This window comes from Sphingomonas sp. LH128, assembly GCF_000293195.2.
GTDB classification, from domain to species: domain Bacteria; phylum Pseudomonadota; class Alphaproteobacteria; order Sphingomonadales; family Sphingomonadaceae; genus Novosphingobium; species Novosphingobium resinovorum_A.
The window spans coordinates 1-18,461 of the sequence record NZ_ALVC01000054.1; the positions used below are offsets into that span (position 1 = coordinate 1).

Annotated in this window: 18 protein-coding genes; 9 read left to right on the forward strand and 9 right to left on the reverse strand. The window is 65.2% G+C overall.

The features are described from left to right. The first annotated feature begins 146 nt into the window (after positions 1-146). The 4 genes from LH128_RS05240 to mazG all read left to right on the forward strand — a co-directional run bounded on the left by LH128_RS05240 (position 147) and on the right by mazG (position 3,617). On the forward strand, positions 147-929 hold the full coding sequence (locus tag LH128_RS05240) for an MBL fold metallo-hydrolase (protein ID WP_008828542.1): 783 nt from the start codon (positions 147-149) through the stop codon (positions 927-929). Next, the gene (locus LH128_RS05245) at positions 926-1,108 is read left to right on the forward strand and encodes a hypothetical protein (protein ID WP_037517899.1); all 183 of its coding nucleotides are present in this window, start codon (positions 926-928) and stop codon (positions 1,106-1,108) included. The genes LH128_RS05240 and LH128_RS05245 overlap by 4 nt, the downstream gene beginning before the upstream one ends. Before the next feature lie 173 nt (positions 1,109-1,281). Further along, a complete protein-coding gene (locus LH128_RS05250) occupies positions 1,282-2,691 on the forward strand; it encodes an ISNCY family transposase (protein ID WP_036525299.1) in 1,410 nt (469 codons plus the stop codon). Between the two features lie 152 nt (positions 2,692-2,843). Beyond that, entirely contained in the window at positions 2,844-3,617 is a 774-nt protein-coding gene (gene mazG / locus LH128_RS05255) for a nucleoside triphosphate pyrophosphohydrolase (protein WP_008828544.1), read from the forward strand. Positions 3,618-3,656: 39 nt separating this feature from the next. Here the strand turns inward: mazG and hflX are convergent, their stop codons facing one another. The 7 genes from hflX to dusB all read right to left on the reverse strand — a co-directional run bounded on the left by hflX (position 3,657) and on the right by dusB (position 13,114). Then, on the reverse strand, positions 3,657-5,051 hold the full coding sequence (gene hflX, locus LH128_RS05260) for a GTPase HflX (protein WP_008828545.1): 1,395 nt from the start codon (positions 5,049-5,051) through the stop codon (positions 3,657-3,659). A gap of 16 nt (positions 5,052-5,067) precedes the next feature. Then, complete coding sequence (hfq, locus tag LH128_RS05265; protein ID WP_008828546.1) at positions 5,068-5,664, reverse strand: RNA chaperone Hfq; 597 nt, start codon at positions 5,662-5,664, stop codon at positions 5,068-5,070. A gap of 144 nt (positions 5,665-5,808) precedes the next feature. Further along, complete coding sequence (gene ntrX / locus LH128_RS05270; RefSeq protein ID WP_008828547.1) at positions 5,809-7,206, reverse strand: nitrogen assimilation response regulator NtrX; 1,398 nt, start codon at positions 7,204-7,206, stop codon at positions 5,809-5,811. A gap of 30 nt (positions 7,207-7,236) precedes the next feature. Then, a complete protein-coding gene (locus LH128_RS05275; RefSeq protein ID WP_008828548.1) occupies positions 7,237-9,432 on the reverse strand; it encodes a HAMP domain-containing histidine kinase in 2,196 nt (731 codons plus the stop codon). A gap of 111 nt (positions 9,433-9,543) precedes the next feature. Next, a complete protein-coding gene (locus LH128_RS05280) occupies positions 9,544-10,971 on the reverse strand; it encodes a sigma-54-dependent transcriptional regulator (protein ID WP_008828549.1) in 1,428 nt (475 codons plus the stop codon). Beyond that, positions 10,968-12,086 carry a two-component system sensor histidine kinase NtrB gene (locus LH128_RS05285; protein ID WP_008828550.1) on the reverse strand — a complete coding sequence of 373 codons (1,119 nt, stop codon included), beginning with the start codon at positions 12,084-12,086 and terminating at the stop codon, positions 10,968-10,970. Before LH128_RS05285 ends, LH128_RS05280 begins: the two co-directional genes overlap by 4 nt. After that, entirely contained in the window at positions 12,083-13,114 is a 1,032-nt protein-coding gene (gene dusB, locus LH128_RS05290; RefSeq protein WP_008828551.1) for a tRNA dihydrouridine synthase DusB, read from the reverse strand. The genes LH128_RS05285 and dusB overlap by 4 nt, the downstream gene beginning before the upstream one ends. Before the next feature lie 80 nt (positions 13,115-13,194). Here dusB and LH128_RS05295 point away from each other — a divergent pair, with 80 nt between their 5' ends. From LH128_RS05295 to LH128_RS05305, 3 genes are read left to right on the forward strand one after another with little or no spacing between them, the layout of a single operon-like run. After that, positions 13,195-14,373: a bifunctional 2-C-methyl-D-erythritol 4-phosphate cytidylyltransferase/2-C-methyl-D-erythritol 2,4-cyclodiphosphate synthase gene (locus LH128_RS05295; RefSeq protein WP_008828552.1), complete on the forward strand. Its 1,179-nt coding sequence runs from the start codon at positions 13,195-13,197 to the stop codon at positions 14,371-14,373. Between the two features lie 27 nt (positions 14,374-14,400). Continuing rightward, positions 14,401-14,946: a hypothetical protein gene (locus tag LH128_RS05300; RefSeq protein ID WP_008828553.1), complete on the forward strand. Its 546-nt coding sequence runs from the start codon at positions 14,401-14,403 to the stop codon at positions 14,944-14,946. 2 nt (positions 14,947-14,948) lie between these two features. Beyond that, complete coding sequence (locus tag LH128_RS05305; protein WP_008828554.1) at positions 14,949-15,449, forward strand: CinA family protein; 501 nt, start codon at positions 14,949-14,951, stop codon at positions 15,447-15,449. A gap of 128 nt (positions 15,450-15,577) precedes the next feature. Here LH128_RS05305 and LH128_RS05310 read toward each other — a convergent pair whose 3' ends face one another. Then, a complete protein-coding gene (locus LH128_RS05310; protein WP_008828555.1) occupies positions 15,578-16,024 on the reverse strand; it encodes a type II toxin-antitoxin system RatA family toxin in 447 nt (148 codons plus the stop codon). Between the two features lie 4 nt (positions 16,025-16,028). Next, on the reverse strand, positions 16,029-16,988 hold the full coding sequence (lipA, locus tag LH128_RS05315) for a lipoyl synthase (protein ID WP_036524940.1): 960 nt from the start codon (positions 16,986-16,988) through the stop codon (positions 16,029-16,031). A 96-nt stretch (positions 16,989-17,084) separates the two neighbouring features. Between lipA and LH128_RS05320 the strand changes: the two genes are divergently transcribed. After that, on the forward strand, positions 17,085-17,750 hold the full coding sequence (locus LH128_RS05320) for a carbonic anhydrase (protein ID WP_008828557.1): 666 nt from the start codon (positions 17,085-17,087) through the stop codon (positions 17,748-17,750). A gap of 250 nt (positions 17,751-18,000) precedes the next feature. Further along, positions 18,001-18,461 (forward strand): chromate transporter (locus tag LH128_RS05325; RefSeq protein WP_008828558.1); only part of this gene is annotated, 461 nt, incomplete at its 3' end.

An 18,461-nucleotide genomic window follows, 5' to 3' on the forward strand; every position in this document is an offset into this window, starting at 1 on the left:
CGCGCCCCCCCCCCCCCCCCCCCCCCCCCCCCCCCCCCCGCCGATACGGCGGCTTTCGTCGCGAACCTGCGGGGAACGACCGTGGCGCAACTCGGCGAGGCCACGACACGTAACTTCTTCGCGCTGTTCTCCAAGGCGCAGTACGCGTGAAGGTCACGGTCCTCGGCAGCGGCACATCGACCGGAGTGCCCCGGCTCGGCGGCGAGAACGGCGGCGCCGACTGGGGACTGTGCGATCCGGATGAGCCGCGCAACCGTCGCACACGGGTGTCGATCCTGCTCGAAAGCGACGCCGGTGCCCGTATCCTCGTCGACACTTCGACCGACCTGCGCGCGCAACTGCTTGCCAACGACATCCATCGCATCGATGCGGTGTTCTGGACGCACGACCACGCCGACCATTGCCATGGTATCGATGACCTGCGCCCGCTGCGCTACGGCCGCGCCGGACCGATCCCGGGCTATGCAGATTCCGAAACCGTGCGGCGGTTGCGGCAGCGGTTCGGCTACGTCTTTGCCGGCCAGCACGGCTACCCAACGCTGATTTCTCTGGAGAATCTCGATACCCTGCGGCTGTGCGAAGGCTTTCGCATAGGCCATACCCAGATGCCTCATGGCGGGATGGATTCGACCGGATTCCTGTTCGATGCCGATGGAAAATCAGTCGGTTATGCCACGGACTTCAACCAGATTACGCGTGGCATGATCGATCTGTTCTATGGCTGCGACCTGCTGATCGTCGATTGCCTGCGCCGTGAACCGCACCCCACGCATGCCCATCTGGCGATGTCGCTGGAACTGGCTGAAGTCTGCCGGGTGGGAACGGCCGTGCTGACGCATCTCGACAAGAGCATGGACTATGCCACACTGAGCGCTTCGGTGCCTGCGAACGTGCAGGTCGCTTATGATGGACTGGTGCTTACGCCGTGAACACGACAGCCATGATCGTCTCGATGATCTCCATCGTCGGTTGCCTGGTCCTGGCGCTGCGCAATCCTCAAATCCGGGGACTCGGCGGCGGACAAGCACTGCGTCTTGCGGCTATCTGGGCCGCGATCATCATCGCGCTCGTGGTAGTGATCCAGTGGTCCGGCTTCAGGATCGGCTGATGGAAGACTTCACGCTCTCCATTCTTTATTTTACATAATCATCATTATCAACTCAGGCATGTGTAAGCGCAATTTAGAAATGTCCCACCCCGCAAGATAGAGATGTCCCATCGCAATGGGCGCTCGTGGGATGCGATGGCATGCTCATCCTCCGTTCCGGAGGGTTTGCGCTTATGACGGTGTTGGCGATGAGCCATAGCGAGCTTTCGCGCTATGATACGCTGCTGCGAGTGACGCGCCGTGAGTTGCGGGTCGACGATGCGGCGATGCTTTTGGGTGTATCGCGCCGTCAGATCAGTCGATTGCTGATGCGGTTGCGTGCTGACGGTGCCGAAGGATTGGTTTCCCGTAAGCGCGGTAAGCCTAGCAACCGCCGTCACAAAGGTGACTTCCGTGAACGCGTGATGGCATTCGTTCGCGAGAACTATGCCGATTTTGGGCCAACGCTGGCGAGCGAGTACCTCGCGGAACGACATGACGTAATCATCTCGCGCGAGACGTTGCGTAAGTGGATGATTGAGGCCGGCCTCTGGCAGGACCGCGAAGCGCGGCGGCCGCGGCCCTATCAGCCTCGCTATCGCCGGGATTGCCGAGGTGAACTGATCCAGGTCGACGGCTCGAAGCATCATTGGTTCGAGGATCGTGGGCCGCAATGCACCCTGCTCGTCTACATCGACGATGCGACCAGCGAGCTCATGCATCTCAGGATGGTCGAGAGCGAGAGCACGTTCGCCTACATGGAGGCGACGCGGGCGTACATCGAGACGCACGGCAAGCCGGTGGCGTTCTATTCGGACAAGCACTGTGTGTTTCGCAACAACACGGCCTCAGCCAGGGGCGATGGGATGACGCATTTCGGGCGCGCGCTGGAGGCGCTCAACATCGAGATCATCTGCGCGAACTCGCCGCAGGCCAAGGGCCGCGTCGAGCGGGCGAACGCCACGCTGCAGGACCGCCTGGTCAAGGCGATGCGGCTTGAAGGTATTGCGACGATCGCCGAAGCCAACGCCTTTCTGCCTGGCTACATGGCGCGGCATAACCAGCGTTTTGCCAAGGCGCCCTTCGATGCGCGCGATCTGCATCGCCCGCTCGCGTCGCATGAAGATCTGCACGCCGAGATGGTCTGGCGCGAATGGCGCTCGGTGACCCGGGCGCTGACGCTGCATTACAACAAGGCGATGTTCATTCTCGAGCCGACCCCGGTGAGCCGGCCGCTCGCGGGCAAGCGGGTCGAGGTTTGCGAGTTTCCGGACGGGACTCTGGAGATCCGACACGAGGGCACTGCCCTTCCCTATCGGATGTTCGACAAGATCCGGCAGGTGAACCAGGCGGCGATTGTCGAGAACAAGCACCTTGATGCCGCGCTGCTGATGGCAAAGCTGATGCAGGAGCAACTGCCGCCGCGCAAGCGCAACAACAATGAGCCACGGCGCCGAGACCAGGCCGCGCACCTGTTCTGCGTTCCGGAGCCGGTGGAGGAACCTGTGTTAAAGCGCAAGCGAGGGCGGCCTCCGCTTCGCCGGCTCACCCCCGACGAGATCGCACAGCGATTGTACGCGGCGTCTGAGGGGGCCCACTGCTGACGCAGCGGGTCCAGGGTGCTCAACCCAAAAGCCTAGTGTCCAGCAGGGTCAGCGCTGCGCAAGACCGAGGGGCTACGCGCTGCCCCTGCTGCATAAAGCGGTGACATTTCTATCTTGCACCACAAGTGTCTTCTCTAAATAGCAGGAACAGCATGACCCAGATCCGACACCAACAGATCGACCGCCTCCTGACCATCATGGCCCGCCTGCGCGATCCGCAGGACGGTTGTGAATGGGACAAGGAGCAGACTTTCGCAACGATCGCTCCTTACACGATCGAGGAAGCCTACGAAGTCGCCGAAGCCATCGCGCATGACGATTTGCCGTCCTTGCGCGAGGAACTCGGCGACCTGTTGCTGCAGGTGGTCTTCCATGCCCGTATGGCGGAAGAACTTGGGCATTTCGCGTTCGGCGATGTCGCTGCCGCCATTTCCGACAAGCTCGAGGCGCGGCATCCTCATATCTTCGGCGATGACGCGACCGGAGATGCCCAAACCGATCGCTGGGAAAAACTGAAGGCCAAGGAACGTGCCGCCAAGGGCGCGACCAGTGCCATCGACGGAGTGGCGCTGTCGCTCCCGGCATTGATGCGGGCGGAGAAACTGCAGAAGCGCGCGGCTCGCGTCGGTTTCGACTGGCCCGATCCGAGCGGAGCGGCTGACAAGGTCCGCGAGGAAATGCAGGAACTGGCCGAAGCATCCGCTGCCGAGCGACTGGAAGAAGCAGGCGACCTGCTTTTCGCGGCAGTCAATCTGGTAAGGCTGAACGGCATAGCGCCTGAAGACGCGCTGCGGGCAGCGAACGTAAAGTTCGAGCGCCGGTTCCGCGCCATGGAAGCGCTGTCAGCCGAGGACAATCGCGACTTCGCAACGCTTTCTCTGGAGGAACAGGAAGCGTACTGGCAGGCCGTCAAACGCAGCGAATAAGCTGCACACGACGGCCGCACAATACCACCATGGCAGCGCTCAGAGCGCCTTGAAGCGCCCGAACTCTCGCTCTGAAAGGCGCACCTCCAGCCTCATCTGCGGCCCCTGCTCGCCTTCTCCGGCATCCTCTTCGGACACGACTTCGCCGCGCGCGTGGAGAAATGCGAAGCGCTGGCCGTCAGCGACCGGCAGCACGAAGCTGTAGATCCTGGAATCCCGCGTCAGGTTGCGACTGGCGATGTCGAGCAGCGCGTCGCAGCCCTCTCCGGTCAGCGCCGAGACGGGAACGATGACCTCCCCTTCCCGGTGCATGGCCACCTCGCGGAGTTCATGCGCCTGGTCCGGGTCCAGCAGATCCCACTTGTTCCAGACCTCGATGATCGGCACCTGCGGCTCGGGCTCGTCATCCGGCTCGTCGTCCGACCAGTCGAGCGCGGGAGCCTGGCGCGCCTTGCGATCGTCGAGCGGGGGCTGGATCACGCCGAGATCAGCCAGGACATCGAGGACCTGACGCTTCTGCGCCTCGGTGTCCGGGTTGGCGATGTCGCGAACGTGAAGAATCACGTCGGCGGCGGTCACTTCCTCAAGCGTCGCACGGAAGGCGGCAATCAGTTCGGTGGGCAAGTCCGAGATGAAACCCACCGTGTCCGACAGAATCGCCTTTTCGAGACCCGGCATGCGGATTGCCCGCATCGTCGGGTCGAGCGTCGCGAACAGCAGGTTTTCCGCCATGACGCTGGCACCGGTGAGCCGATTGAACAGCGTCGATTTGCCGGCGTTGGTATAGCCGACGAGCGCGACCACCGGCCACGGCGCCTTCTCGCGGCGGTCGCGATGGAGGCCGCGGGTGCGGCGTACCTGCTCGAGTTCGCGGCGGATCTTGGCCATGCGGTCGCGGATCATGCGGCGGTCGGCCTCGATCTGCGTCTCGCCGGGGCCGCCGAGGAAGCCGAAGCCGCCGCGCTGGCGCTCGAGGTGAGTCCAACTGCGGACAAGGCGCCCCGCCTGGTAATCGAGGTGCGCCAGTTCCACCTGCAGGCGGCCTTCCGCCGTCGCTGCCCGCTCGCCGAAGATTTCGAGGATGAGCCCGGTGCGATCGATGACCTTGCGCTTGAGCTTCTCTTCCAGGTTGCGCTGCTGGATCGCCGACAGCGAACCGTCGACGATGATGAGTTCGGCCTCGTTCAGTGTGCAGGCCGTGGAAATATTCTGGATCTGGCCTTCGCCGAACAGCGTGCCCGGGCGCGCTTCGCGAATGACGATCGCCATCGCCTCGACCACTTCGAGGCCGATCGCGAGCGCAAGCCCCCTCGCCTCCTCAAGACGAGCTTCGGGGTCGAGATCGTTCCTCTCACCCCTTGGCCCACGCATTTGCGGATATACGACGAGGGCACGCGCACCGCGCGTGACCTCCCCCTTCAGTTCATCGTTCAATTTTGTTCAGCTTCTCTCAGTCGTCGGCTTCTTCATGCGCCTGAAGGTCGACCGGAGTCACGGGCTGAATCGTCGAAACCGCATGCTTGTACGCTAACTGCACATAGCCTTCGCGCTCGAGCAGCATGCAGAACAGGTCGTAAGCGGCGACGCGGCCCTGAAGCATAACGCCGTTGATCAGGAACATCGTCACCTGCACGCCGGCATTGCGGATGCTGGAAAGGAAGACGTCCTGCAGTACGCGCTGCTTCTTCGCGTTCTCCGGACCATTGCCGAACTGGCGGGCGTCCACCGGGGTCGAAGGCATGATCGTCGAGATCGCGTGCTTGTAGACGAGCTGCGACTGACCGTCACGGCGCAACAGGATCGAGAAATTGTCGAACCAGGTAACGATGCCCTGCAGCTTCACGCCCTTGACGAGGAACATGGTAACCGGGGTCTTGTTCTTGCGCAGCAGGTTCAGGAACTGGTCCTGCAGGTTCTGTCCACCCTTGCCCGTGGATGCCGGGGGGGCAACAGGCGCGGCAGCGGCAACTGCGGCGGCCGGTGCGGCTTCTTCAACCTCGGGCTCCGTCGTCGCTTTAGGGCGCGCGGAAAGGGTACGACCAGCCATGTGTATGCTCCTTTTTTTTGGCGGCCGCCCATGCGGTCCGCGATCTGGTCCCGCTGTTAGCGCGGGCCGTTCTCGAATCGGAAACTACCCATTTGCTGCAATGCAGTAAACGGGGTTTTTGTAGCAGAAATGTTACACCGAAATTCAGATCGTTTCGTCGAGGTCGGTTTCGTCCTCGCGCCGCTCCGACATGCCGAGCAACTTGAGCTTGCGATGCAGTGCCGAGCGTTCCATCCCGATGAAAGCGGCGGTCTTCGAGATATTGCCGGAAAACCGCCGGATCTGGACGCGCAGGTACTCACGCTCGAAACTCTCGCGGGCCTCGCGCAGCGGGGCGCTCATCATCACGGTGACGCCGGTATCGGCCCCTCCCCGGCTGTTGAAGATTTCCGGCGGGAGCATGTCCGCCTCGATCTTCGCGAGTTTCTCGCGCGGGGCCATGATGACGGTGCGCTCCACGACATTGCGCAGCTGACGGACGTTACCGGGCCATTCGTAGGCCTGGAGCGCGGTCATCGCCTCGCCGCTCACCTGCGGCGGGGTGACACCCTGCTCGTTGGCATAGCGGGCGAAGAAGTGGTCGATCAGCGCCGGAATGTCGTCGCGGCGCTCGCGCAGTGCCGGGATCGCGATCGGCACGACATTGAGTCGGTAAAACAGGTCCTCGCGGAAGCGGCGCTCGGCGATTTCCTTTTCCAAGTCGCGCGAGGTGGAGGAAACCACGCGGACATCTACGCGGATCTGGCGGGTGCCGCCGACACGCACGAAAGCCTGATCCGTAAGCACGCGCAGGATTCGCGCCTGGGTCGAGAGCGGCATGTCCGCCACTTCATCGAAGTAGAGGGTGCCGCCGTCGGCGCTTTCAAGCAGGCCGGAACGGATCAGGGTACCGTCGGCCTCCTCGCCGAACAGCTCCTGCTCGAAGCGTTCAGGCGTGATCCGGGCGGAATTGACGCTGACGAAGGCATTGCCGGCGCGCGGGCTCCAGGCGTGGAGCAGCCGTGCGGCCACTTCCTTGCCCGACCCGGCAGGCCCGGTGATGAGTAGGCGGCTGCCGGTGTTGGCGACGCGCTTGAGCGTCGCGCGGACCTGGTTGATGATTCCGCTGGAGCCGGTGAACTCCTCGCCCATGGACACGCCCTGGCGCAGCTGCGCATTCTCGCGGCGCAGGCGCTCCGTCTCGGTCGCGCGGGCGACGAGATGCAGCAGCTTTTCCGCCTCGAATGGCTTCTCGATGAAGTCCACGGCGCCGCGGCTGATGGCGGCGACGGCGGTGTCGATGTTGCCGTGGCCGGAGAAGATGATGACCGGCAGTTCCGGCTCGCGCGCCTTGATCGCGTCGAGGATTTCCAGCCCGTCCATCGGGCTGCCGTGCAGCCATACGTCGAGCAGCACCAGCGACGGACGGCGGGCATCGACCGCCGCAAGAGCAGCATCGCTGTCGCCCGCGGTGCGGCATTCGTAGCCTTCGTCGCTCAGCACGCCGGCGACCAGTTCGCGGATGTCGCGTTCGTCGTCGACGATCAGGATATCAAGTGCCATGGGCCATCTTCTTCGTGCTGGAAAAACGGGTCATTGCGCGGCCTCCGGCTTGCGTGCGGGTGCCGAACTGGTTGCTTCCTGGGCCGGCGGGTCATGCGCGAAACGCATGGTCACCGTGGTGCCCCCCCCCTGCGCGGCGGTGAAGGTCATTTCGCCGCCGTGCTCTTCGATGATCTTATTGACGATCGCGAGCCCGAGGCCCGTGCCCTTCTCACGCGTCGTCACGTAAGGCTCGATCAGGCGCTCCTTGTCCTGCGAGAGCCCGATGCCGTTGTCGGTAACGCGCACGACGACCGAATCGTCCTGATCGGCCACCTCGACGCTGATCGCACCGCGATAGTCTTCGCCCGCATCTTTAGACTTTACTTCAATGGCTTCTACGGCATTCTTGAGAACGTTAGTCATCGCCTGTCCGAACTGATGGCGATCGCAGTCGATGACGCGGATGTCGCGCCCGGCCGAGAAGCGGAAGTCGATGTCGGGCCTCGCCACCTCCTGCAGGAACAGCGCCTGCCGCGTCAGCGCTACCGGGTCCTCGGTGCGGAACACCGGCTTGGGCAGGCGGGCGAAGGAGGAGAACTCGTCCACCATCTTGCGCAGTTCCCCGACCTGCCGGATGATCGTGCGGGTCAGGTCCTCGAACAGTTCCGGGTTATCGGTGATCTGCTTGCGATAGCGGCGGCTGAGGCGCTCGGTTGCCAGCTGGATCGGAGTGAGCGGATTCTTGATCTCGTGCGCGATGCGCCGCGCCACGTCCGACCATGCCGCCGTGCGCTGGTCGAGGAGCTGGCGGGTGATATCCTCGAAGGTGATGACGTGGCCGGTGGCGTCGCGGCTGGTTTTGACCGCCAGTGTCAGGAGGTCGCCGCCGCGATTGTACTGGACGATGCCGCTGGTCGTCCCCTGCTCCACCAACGCCGCGATCGAGGGTGCCAGTTCCGCAATGGGCATGCCTTCCGGCACATCCTGCGCCCTGTTGGTCAGGAGCATCTGCGCGGTCGAGTTCATCAGCAGGATACGTCCGCCCTCATCGAGCGAGATGATGCCCGAGGTGACCGATTCCAGCACCGCCTCGATGAAGACGCTGCGCTCGTGGAGCTGGCTGTTGGCGCCGAGCAACGCCTGAGTCTGCTTGTCGATCTGCGCGGTCATGCGGTTGAACGCACGGTTCAGCAGGCCGATTTCGTCTGCGCCGGTCCGTCCCTCGATCCGCAGCGCGTAGTTGCCCGCACCCACTCGGCGCGCGGCATCCACGAGTTGGTAGAGCGGCTCCACTTGCCGGTCGGCGAAACGCAGCGCGAACCATACCGACAGGCCAACGAGAGCGAGCGAGGCCACGAAAAGGGCCACGTTGAAACGCAGCTGCAGCACGCGCGCCTGGCTGGTGAGCGCCTCGTAGGCCAGCACGATGTTCTCGGCCCGCTCGCCCTGGCTGAGCGAAAGCAGGTCCGAACTGCGCACGACAAGAAGATAGACACCCGACGACCGCTCGATGGGCGCGGCCGCGACGATGCGGTTGTCCTTCGCGCTGACGACGTAGGGCTCGCCCTTGTCGAGCCGTTCGAGGCCATCCTTGCTGATGCGATTGTTTTCGGCAACGCCGTCCGGATCGACGATGATCGGCGTGCGCTGTTCCCCGCTTGCGTCGATCTGGATGATCGCCGCGCCGCTCAAGTTGCGGCGAATGACGTGGAACGAGAGGAACGCCTGGAACTCCCGGCTCGCGACGGGGCTGCGGCTCAGTTCCGCGCGCGAGTCGGTGGCCATCGCCACGGATTCGTAGCCGACGTCGCGAAGCGTCTGGTCGTAGTAGCCGCGCGCCAGCTTGTTGGCATTCTCCAGCAGTCCGCGCGAACTGTCGGAGAACCAGAATTCCACGCCCGACTGGAACAGCCAGGACGCGAAGACCACGACCAGCAAAGTCGGGATCGCGGCGATCAGCGAGAAGATGAACACCAGGCGCACGTGCATCTGGCCGGTGCCGCCGGTCGCGTGCTCGGCTGCACGACGCAGGGCCATCCGCCTGCCGAGCAGGACGAGGATCGCCATCGCGGGCACCAGCGTGCCCACCAGCAGGCTGGCGGTCAGGTTCGAGGGAAGCAGTTCGCGGCGGTCTCCGCCACTGTTGATGGCGAGCCAAGTGGTGACCGTCATCGTCAGGAAGGCGACCACCGACAGCACTTCCATGACCGCGAAGAAGTTCGCCCGGCGCGCAGCGACCTGCATTCGCCGCCACCATCGGGGCCAGGCACGCTTCTGGACGGAAACTTCACTCATCGTTGCGCTGTTACAACAGGACTGTGACCCCGCTGCAAGAGTAAATCCACGAAGGCCCTTCTAGGGACGACGAGCGAATTCCTCGGGATCGAGCGCCAATTCGCCCAGGCGCTTGCGCAAGGTGTTGCGATTAATCCCCAGCGCTTGCGCCGCACGCAACTGATTGCCTGCAGTCTCGCGCAGGACCTCGGCGAACAGCGGCCGCTCGAAAGCGGCCATCGCGCTGTTGTAGATCGAGCCGCTTGGCGGACGATTGACCGCGAGCCATTCCGACACCGCAGTCGCGATATCGACCGCCCTCGGCGCGCCGCCATCCTCGGCGGGCGGGGGCGCCTCCTGTGTCAGCAGCGGCAGGACCGCCTCGGCGTCGATCACGTCCTCGCGCGCCAGCAGGGCAAGGCGATAGATGAAGTTCTTGAGTTCGCGCACGTTGCCGCGCCAGGGCTGGCGGCTGAGCAGGTCGGCGGCTTCCTTCGTCAACTGGCGACGCGGTAGCCCCTCGTTGGCGGCGTGCTGCAGGAAATGGCGCGCCAAGACGTCGATGTCGTCGCGCCGGTCGCGCAGCGGCGGCATGTGGATCGGCACCACGTTGAGCCGGTAATACAAGTCCTCACGGAAGCGCCCGGCGGCGATTTCGGGCTCGAGGTCCTTGTTGGTCGCGGCGACGATGCGGGTGTCGAGGCGGATTTCCTCGCGCCCGCCGACCCGCCGTACGGTGCCCGACTGAAGCGCGCGCAGCAGGCGGGTCTGCGCCTGCATCGGCATGTCGCCGATTTCGTCGAGGAACAACGTGCCGCCCGCTGCCTGCTCGAACTTGCCGACGTGACGCGCGACGGCGCCGGTGAAAGCGCCCTTCTCATGCCCGAACAGTTCGCTCTCGATCAGTTCGGCGGGGATCGCGGCGGTGTTGACGGCGATGAACGGGCCTTCGCGGCGATTGCCGAGCTGATGGATCGCCTCGGCCACAAGTTCCTTGCCGGTGCCGGATTCGCCCAGGATCAGCACCGTCAGGTCGTTACGCAGGACACGGGTGATCATGCGGAACACCGATTGCATCGCGGCGCTGCGGCCGACCAGAGGCAGACCGTCCGCGACCGGCTCCTCGCCGTCCGCGGCAAGACCCTGCGCCGTGCCGGCTGCCTGGCGCACGGTGCGCGCCAGTTCGTCGATGTCGAACGGCTTGGGGAAATACTCGAAGGCGCCGGTATCGGTGGCGCGCACGGCGGTATCGAGCGTGTTCTGGGCCGAGAGAATGACGATCGGCATGTGCGGATGCAGCGCGCGGACCCGCTCGATCGTCTCGATCCCGTCACCGTCCGGAAGCATCACGTCGGTGACGAGCGCCGCGAACCCGCGATCCGCCAGCATCCGGTCACGCTCGGCGATGGTGACGCAGTGCGAAACGCCGAACCCTTCCGCTTCGAGCGCGGCGGTGATGACGATGGCGATGGACATGTCGTCCTCGACCAGCAGCACGTTCTGCGTCATGCCGTCTTTCTCCGGGGGCGATTGCGCGTCTCGCGGGCGAGCGGCAGGTGAATGCGGAAGTGGGTCAGCCCATTCTCGTCGTCGCGGTCGTGGGTGATGCGACCGTTCATGTCGCGCACCAGCTTGCGGACCAGCGGCAGGCCGAGGCCCTGCCCCGACTTCTTGGTGGTGACGAACGGTTCGAAGATATGATCGCGCATGGCCGGATCGATGCCGGGGCCGTTGTCGCTGACGCGAACCTCGATCGGCAGGCGCAGCGGGGCACCGTCATCGCCGGTGTGAAGCTGCAGGCCGCTGGCGAAGCGGGTCCGGATGATCACGCGCGGCTCGGCGACGTGCTTGCAGGCATCGGCGGCGTTGGAGAGCAGGTTCATCATCACCTGCACCAGCCCGTCGGGACTGCCGAGCACCGATGGCAGCGAGGGATCGAACTCCTCGACGAGCCGGAACGCCGGCTTCTCCGCCTTGGCCGCGTTCAGCACGTCGATGGCGCGGCGGGCTGCCTCGTGGAGATTGCAGGGCTCCACCGGCGGCGTCGTGCGGCCGCTCAGCTTCTGCATCCGCTCGATAAGCCCCGCGACGCGGTCGACCTCGCCGGTAATGAGGTCCGTTAGCGCCTTGTCCCGTTCGTCGACCTTGCGCGCGAGAAGCTGCGCCGCGCCGCGAATGCCGGCGAGCGGGTTCTTGATCTCATGCGCCATGATCTCGGGACCGCGCAGGACCGCGTTGTCAGGGCCGCCGGAGTCGTCGCCAAGCGCCTCGGACGCGGAATTGTCGTGGAGCGACACGACCTGCCAGCCGGGACTGTCCGCGACCGGGCCGACGTTGATGTCGATCCGCCGCGCGCCCTTGCCCTTGATCTGCACCACGATTTCGCGCGCGGAGACCGGCGCCTCGGAATCCGATAGCCGATCCAGCAGGCGGCGGTCGGAGATCGACATGATGTCGCGCAGCCGCGTCCCGACGAGGCGCCGGGCCGACTGCCCGAAGAACTGCTCCGCCGCCGGGTTGAGCCAGGCGATCGTCCGTCCGTTCTCCAGCAGCAGCACGGCATGCGGCAGGCTCGCCAGCAGCCGCTGCGCGTCAGGCAGATCGGTCCGGGTGTCCAGGCTCATGCGGCGCGGAGCTGACTGTCGTCGGTGCCGCGGTAGGGAGCATAGAACTCATCGATTTCACGAAGGACTTCAGCAGGATCGGCGATGAAGTTCAGTTTGTTCCTGAACTCGGCCGAGCCGCGCACGCCCTTGATGTACCAGCCAAGGTGCTTGCGAGCCATCCGGACGCCGGTGTCCGCGCCGTAGTGGTCGAGCATGTCCTCGTAATGGCGACGGATGATGTCGTACTGCCCGGCGATGTCGGGATCGGCCGAGACCGCCTCGCCGCGCCACCATTGCATGACTTGCGAGAGAAACCAGGGACGTCCGTAAGAACCGCGCCCGATCATCAGACCGTCCGCGCCAGACTGTTCCAGCGCCTGCGCGGCATCGTGCACGGTGCAGATGTCGCCGTTGACGATGACCGGGATCGACACCGCGTCCTTGACCTTGCGGACGAAGGCCCAGTCGGCCTCGCCCTTGTACATCTGGTTGCGGGTGCGGCCGTGGACGGTGATCATCTTCGCGCCCAGATCCTCGGCGATCCGCGCGAGTTCGGGGGCGTTGAGGCTGTCATGGCACCAGCCCATACGCATCTTGACGGTGACCGGAACCTTCACCGCCTTGACGGTCGCCTCGATCAGCTTGGTCGCCAGCGGCACCTGCCGCATCAGCGCCGAGCCCGCGTCACCGTTGACGACCTTGCGCACCGGGCAGCCCATGTTGATGTCGATGATGGCGGCGCCGCGGTCCTCGACCAGCTTGGCGGCCTCGCCCATCTGTTCGGGGTCGCATCCGACCAGCTGCATCGAGACCGGGTCCTCGACCTTGTCCCACATCGCCTTCTGCAGCGACACGCGCGTCTCACGGATCGCAGCGGGGCTGGCGATCATCTCGGTGACGTTGAGGCCCGACCCGAAGGCGCGCACCATCCGGCGGAACGGCAGGTCCGAAACCCCCGTCATCGGCGCGAGCACGACCGGGCAGTCGATCGTCACCGGACCGACCTGGATTGGCTTGAGTGCCGGAGGATTGGGCAATTGAGTCATGATGCGTGCAGTGCTGCCTAAAAAACAGGCAGCGCATAGTGGATTGCCCTCAATGCGGCAAGCGATTACCGGCATCGGCAATGTCGCAAATCGTCTCAGAGCCGCAGAATTCGCCCCGTGATCGCACTGGCATTCGTACTGCCGCGCTCGTCGTGGCCGCAGGCAAGGGCCTGCGCGCCGGTCAGCCGGTGCCGAAACAGTTCGCGCGCTGGCGCGGCAAGCCGGTCGTGCGACACTCGGTCGAGGCGCTGGCGGCAGCGGGATGCGCGCCGATTCTAGTGGTCATTCCCGATGGCGCGCAAGCCGTCGCCCGTGAAGCACTGGCGGGAATTGCGGGCGTGCAGTTCACCACGGGCGGCGCGACGCGGCAGGAATCGGTGCGTCTCGGGCTGGAAGTTCTTGCAGGCGCCGAGCCCGACCGCGTCCTGATCCACGACGCGGCCCGCCCGCTGCTGCCCGCCGAAGTGATCGAACGCCTGCTGATCGCTCTCGACGCATACAAAGGCGCGATACCGGTCCTGCCCGTGGCCGACAGCCTGACTCATGCGGCGGGCGATCTCATGGGCGCCCCTGCCCGGCGCGAGGACTTGCGTCGGGTCCAGACGCCCCAGGCCTTCCACTTCGCCGAAGTGCTCGCCGCACACCGGGACTGGGACGGCCCCACCAATGCCGGAGATGATGCGCAAGTCGCGCAGGCATGGGGCATGGACGTGGCACTCGTCGAAGGGGACGAAACCTTGCACAAACTCACCTACGCCGCCGATTTCGGAGCTTCGAAGCCGCTGGTGCGCGTCGGCAGTGGTTACGACGTCCATCGCCTTGAGGAAGGCGAGGAACTGTGGCTCTGCGGCGTGCGGATCGCGCACACGCATGGGCTCTCTGGCCACAGCGACGCCGATGTGGCGATCCACGCGCTCGTTGATGCGATGCTCGGCGCGATCGGCGCAGGGGACATCGGCCAGCACTTTCCGCCCAGCGACCCTCAGTGGAAAGGCGCCGCTTCGGACCGCTTCCTCGCCCACGCGGGCAAACTGGTGGCCGATGAGGGCTACGCCCTCGCCAACGCCGACGTCACCATCATCTGCGAAGCGCCCAAGATCGGACCGCATCGCGAGGCCATGCGCGAACGGCTTGCGGACATACTCGGCGTTGACATCGCCGCGATCAGCGTGAAGGCAACGACGACCGAGAAGCTCGGCTTCACCGGGCGGCGCGAGGGGATCGCGGCGCAGGCGGTGGTCAGTCTGGGTCTGGTATAACTGTTGGGGCGCAAAGGAACTTCCTGCATGCGTGGACTGTCTTCAATCCTTGGCCCGCGAACCCTTGCCCTGGCGCTTGCCATGACGCCCTGCGCTGCGATGGCGGCCGAGCCGATGTGCATCAGCAAGGCCGAGGCGACCTCGCTGATCGCCTATTCCCTGCCGCAGGCGATCAACGGCACCGCGAAGCGCTGCGCCCCCTCTCTGCCGGCCGATGCGTTCCTGCGCACCAAGGGACCGGGCCTCGCCGCCCGCTACGCCGCGCAGAAGGACCGCTACTGGCCCAAGGCCAAGCCCGCGTTGTTGAAGGCCCTCAATACGCAGGGCGGCGGCGGGTCCGCGAACATGATGACCGGCCTTCCCGACGACACGCTGCGCCAGATGGCCGACGTTTTCGTGGAGGGCTTCGTCTCGCAGCGGATCGCGCCCAAGTCCTGCAAGCAGCTCGACCTCGCGATCGACCTGCTCTCGCCCCTCCCGCCCGAGAACACCGCCGGACTGATCGCGCTGAGCATGGATGTGGCCGGCAGCGCCGATCCCAAGCTCGGCAAAGTGACGCTTTGCAAGGACTGACGATGGCCGCGAATCCCTTCTTCCCGGAAGACCTCTATGCGCTCGCCCAAAGGGTGATCGAGGAGAACAAGGCACTCGGCCGCATGGTTTCGGTGGCCGAAAGCTGCACCGGCGGCCTCGTCTGCGCGGCGCTGACCGAGATCCCGGGCTCCTCGGCGGTGCTTGATCGCGGTTTCGTTACCTATTCGAACGAGGCCAAGATGGAGATGCTGGGGGTCCACTCCGACATCATCGATTCGTTCGGCGCGGTCTCTCCCGCGACGGCCTGGGCCATGGCTCAGGGCGCGATCGGCAAGAGCCGGGCGGACGTCGCGGTCGCGATCAGCGGCATCGCCGGGCCGGATGGCGGCAGCGAGATGAAGCCGGTCGGCACCGTGGTCTTCGCCTGCGCCCGGCGCGGCGAGGAAGAGGTCAACGCCGAACAGAAACTGTTGGACGGCACGACCCGGGCGGAAATCCGCCACCAGGCAGCGATCGTGGCGTTGGAACTGCTGCTGCCGTAAGTCACCCGTCGTCCCGGACTTGATCCGGCACCGGCGGTCTTCAGGCTGAAACTCGCGTCAGGGCGCTTCAGCGAGAGCCGGGTCGTTCACGGCCAGCGGTCCCGAAACAAGTCCGGGATGCCGACGGTTCACCCCGCCTGCGCGACACCGTAGAGTTCCGCCGCACGGGTTTCGAAGGCGGCGACCATCTTGCGGAACGCTTTGTCGAAATACTGCCCCGCCAGTTTCTCGAACAGCGGGTTGCGGAAGGTGAACTTCACGTCGAACTCAAGGTCGCACGAAGTCTCGTCGACCGGATGGAAGGTCCAGACGTTGTCGAGATCGCGCATGGGGCCATCGACGTAGTGGACCTTGATGACGCGCGGGCGCTCCTTCTCGACGCGCGAGGTGAACTTTTCGCGCAGAGCCTTGAAGCCGACCAGCATGTCCGCGATCATCTCGCGGCCGTCGTCGGACTTCACCCGCGTCGCGACGACCCAGGGCAGGAATTCCTGATAGCGGCCGACGTCGGCGACGAGGTCGTACATCTGCTCCGCGCTGTAAGGCAGGCGCTTGGTCTCATGAATGCCGGGCATGAGTTCAGGCCCCGGAGGTCGCCGTCACGGGCTGCATCTTGGCCAGCTTGGCGTCGCGCGCGGCCTTCATCTGGGCGAAGTCATCGCCGGCATGATAGCTCGAACGCGTCAGCGGCGAGGACGCCACCTGCAGGAAGCCCTTGGCCCGCGCGATCGCACCGTAGGCGTTGAACGCCTGCGGGGTGACGAATTCCTTCACCTCGGCATGCTTGGGCGTCGGGCGCAGGTACTGACCCATAGTCAGGAAGTCGATGTCGGCGCAGCGCATGTCGTCCATCACCTGATGGATTTCCAGACGCTCCTCACCCAGCCCGAGCATCACGCCCGACTTGGTGAAGATCGACGGATCGTGGCGCTTCACCTCTTCCAGCAGCCGCAGCGAGGCGTAGTAGCGCGCGCCGGGGCGGATGGTCGGGTAGAGGCGGGGCACCGTCTCGAGGTTGTGGTTGTAGACGTCCGGGCGCGCCTGGACGATCGACTCGACCGCGCGCTGCATCTTGTTGCGGAAGTCGGGCGTCAGGATTTCGATCGTGGTCGCGGGCGAGGCCGCGCGGACCGCCTGGATCACCTTGACGAACTGGCTTGCACCGCCGTCCGGAAGATCGTCACGGTCTACAGAGGTGACGACGATGTGCTCGAGGCCGGTCTTCAGCACCATCTCGGCGACGTTGTCCGGCTCCGCCGCATCGACGCGGCCGGGCATGCCGGTCTTGACGTTGCAGAACGCGCAGGCGCGGGTGCAGGTGTCGCCGAGAATCATCACCGTCGCGTGCTTCTTCGTCCAGCACTCGCCGATGTTCGGGCAGGCCGCTTCCTCGCACACGGTGTTGAGCTTGAGGTCGCGCATCAGCTGGCGCGTCTCGCCGTAGCCCTTGCTGGTCGGCGCCTTGACGCGAATCCAGTCGGGCTTGCGCTGACGGGCGGGGGCTTCTTCCGGAACCGGTACGGAGGAGAGATCGTTCATGCCGTCCAGATAGTCATATGCACGCAACCTTGCCAGCCCGAATATCCGGCGTATGGCGAACCATCAGTTCGAAAAACAGCAACGGAGCCCACCCCCATGACTAATCAGAGCCCCGAATCCAACGACCGCGTGCTGAACCATCTGATCGAGGGTTATCGCCGTTTCCGCGGCACCGGCTGGAGCGCCAACCGCGCGCGCTGGGACGAACTGGGCCAGGGCCAGTCGCCCGAAGTCATGGTCATCGCCTGCTCCGACAGCCGCGTCGACCCCAGCCAGATCTTCGACGTCGATCCCGGCACGATCTTCGTGGTGCGCAACGTCGCCGCGCTGGTGCCGCCGTTCGAGACGACGCCCGGCCACCACGGCGTCTCGGCCGCGCTGGAATTCGCGGTGCAGGTGCTCAAGGTCAAGGAAGTGGTCGTGATGGGCCACGGCCTGTGCGGCGGCTGCAAGGCGGCGTTGACGCAGGACCTCAAGGACGCGGAGATCGGACACGGTGGTTTCGTGGCCGACTGGATCTCGATGCTGGACGAGGCCCGCGTGCCGGTCGCGCACGAGCATGGCACCACAGGGCGCACCGCCGAGCGCGCGATGGAGCAGGCGGCGGTCAAGGTCAGCCTCGACAACCTGATGACTTTCCCCTGCGTGCAGAGCAAGGTCGGCAAGGGTGAACTGACGCTGCGCGGCGCGTTCTTCGCGATTTCCGACGGAGTGCTGCATCTGCTGGACGAGACCAGCGGGGAATTCGCACCGGTGGAGTGAGGGGATAGCGGCCCACCCCGTCCGGCTAGGTTTTCCCCGCCCGCTTGCGGGAGGGGCAGCGAGACTTGCTGAGCCGAAGGCGAAGTTAGTCGCAGCGGGGTGGGCAAAGCGCAACGGGCGGGCCCTCACGCCTTGACTTCCCCCCGCCATTGCGCTGAAATCCCACCAACGGGCACGCGCGGACGCCCGTTCAGACGGCAACGTCCAAGTCCGCTCCATCAGCCGTACCTGCGGCCTGCGGAGCACTTGCATGACGACCGACACCGCCTCCATCACTATCGCGCCGCCCCCCCTTTCGCTGCCTGCGCTGTTCCTCAAGTTCCTGCGGTTCGGCGCGCTGGCCTTCGGCGGGCCGGTGGCGCAGATCGCCATGCTGCGTCAGGCGCTGGTCGAGGACGAGCGCTGGATCGACAAGGGCCGCTTCAATCGCCTGCTCGCGGTCCTGCAGGTGCTGCCGGGGCCGGAGGCGCATGAACTGTGCGTCCATCTCGGCATGATCGCGCGCGGGCGGATCGGCGGATTGCTGGCCGGGCTGGGTTTCATGCTGCCGGGGCTGGTGCTGATGCTGGTCGCGGGATGGGCCTACGTCACCTGGGTCGCCGGAAACCTGACTTTGGCGGGCGCGCTTCTCGGCGTGCAGGTCGCGGTGCTCGCGATCATCCTGCGCGCGGTGGTCCGCATCGGACACCATATCGTCGAGAACGCGCTGCT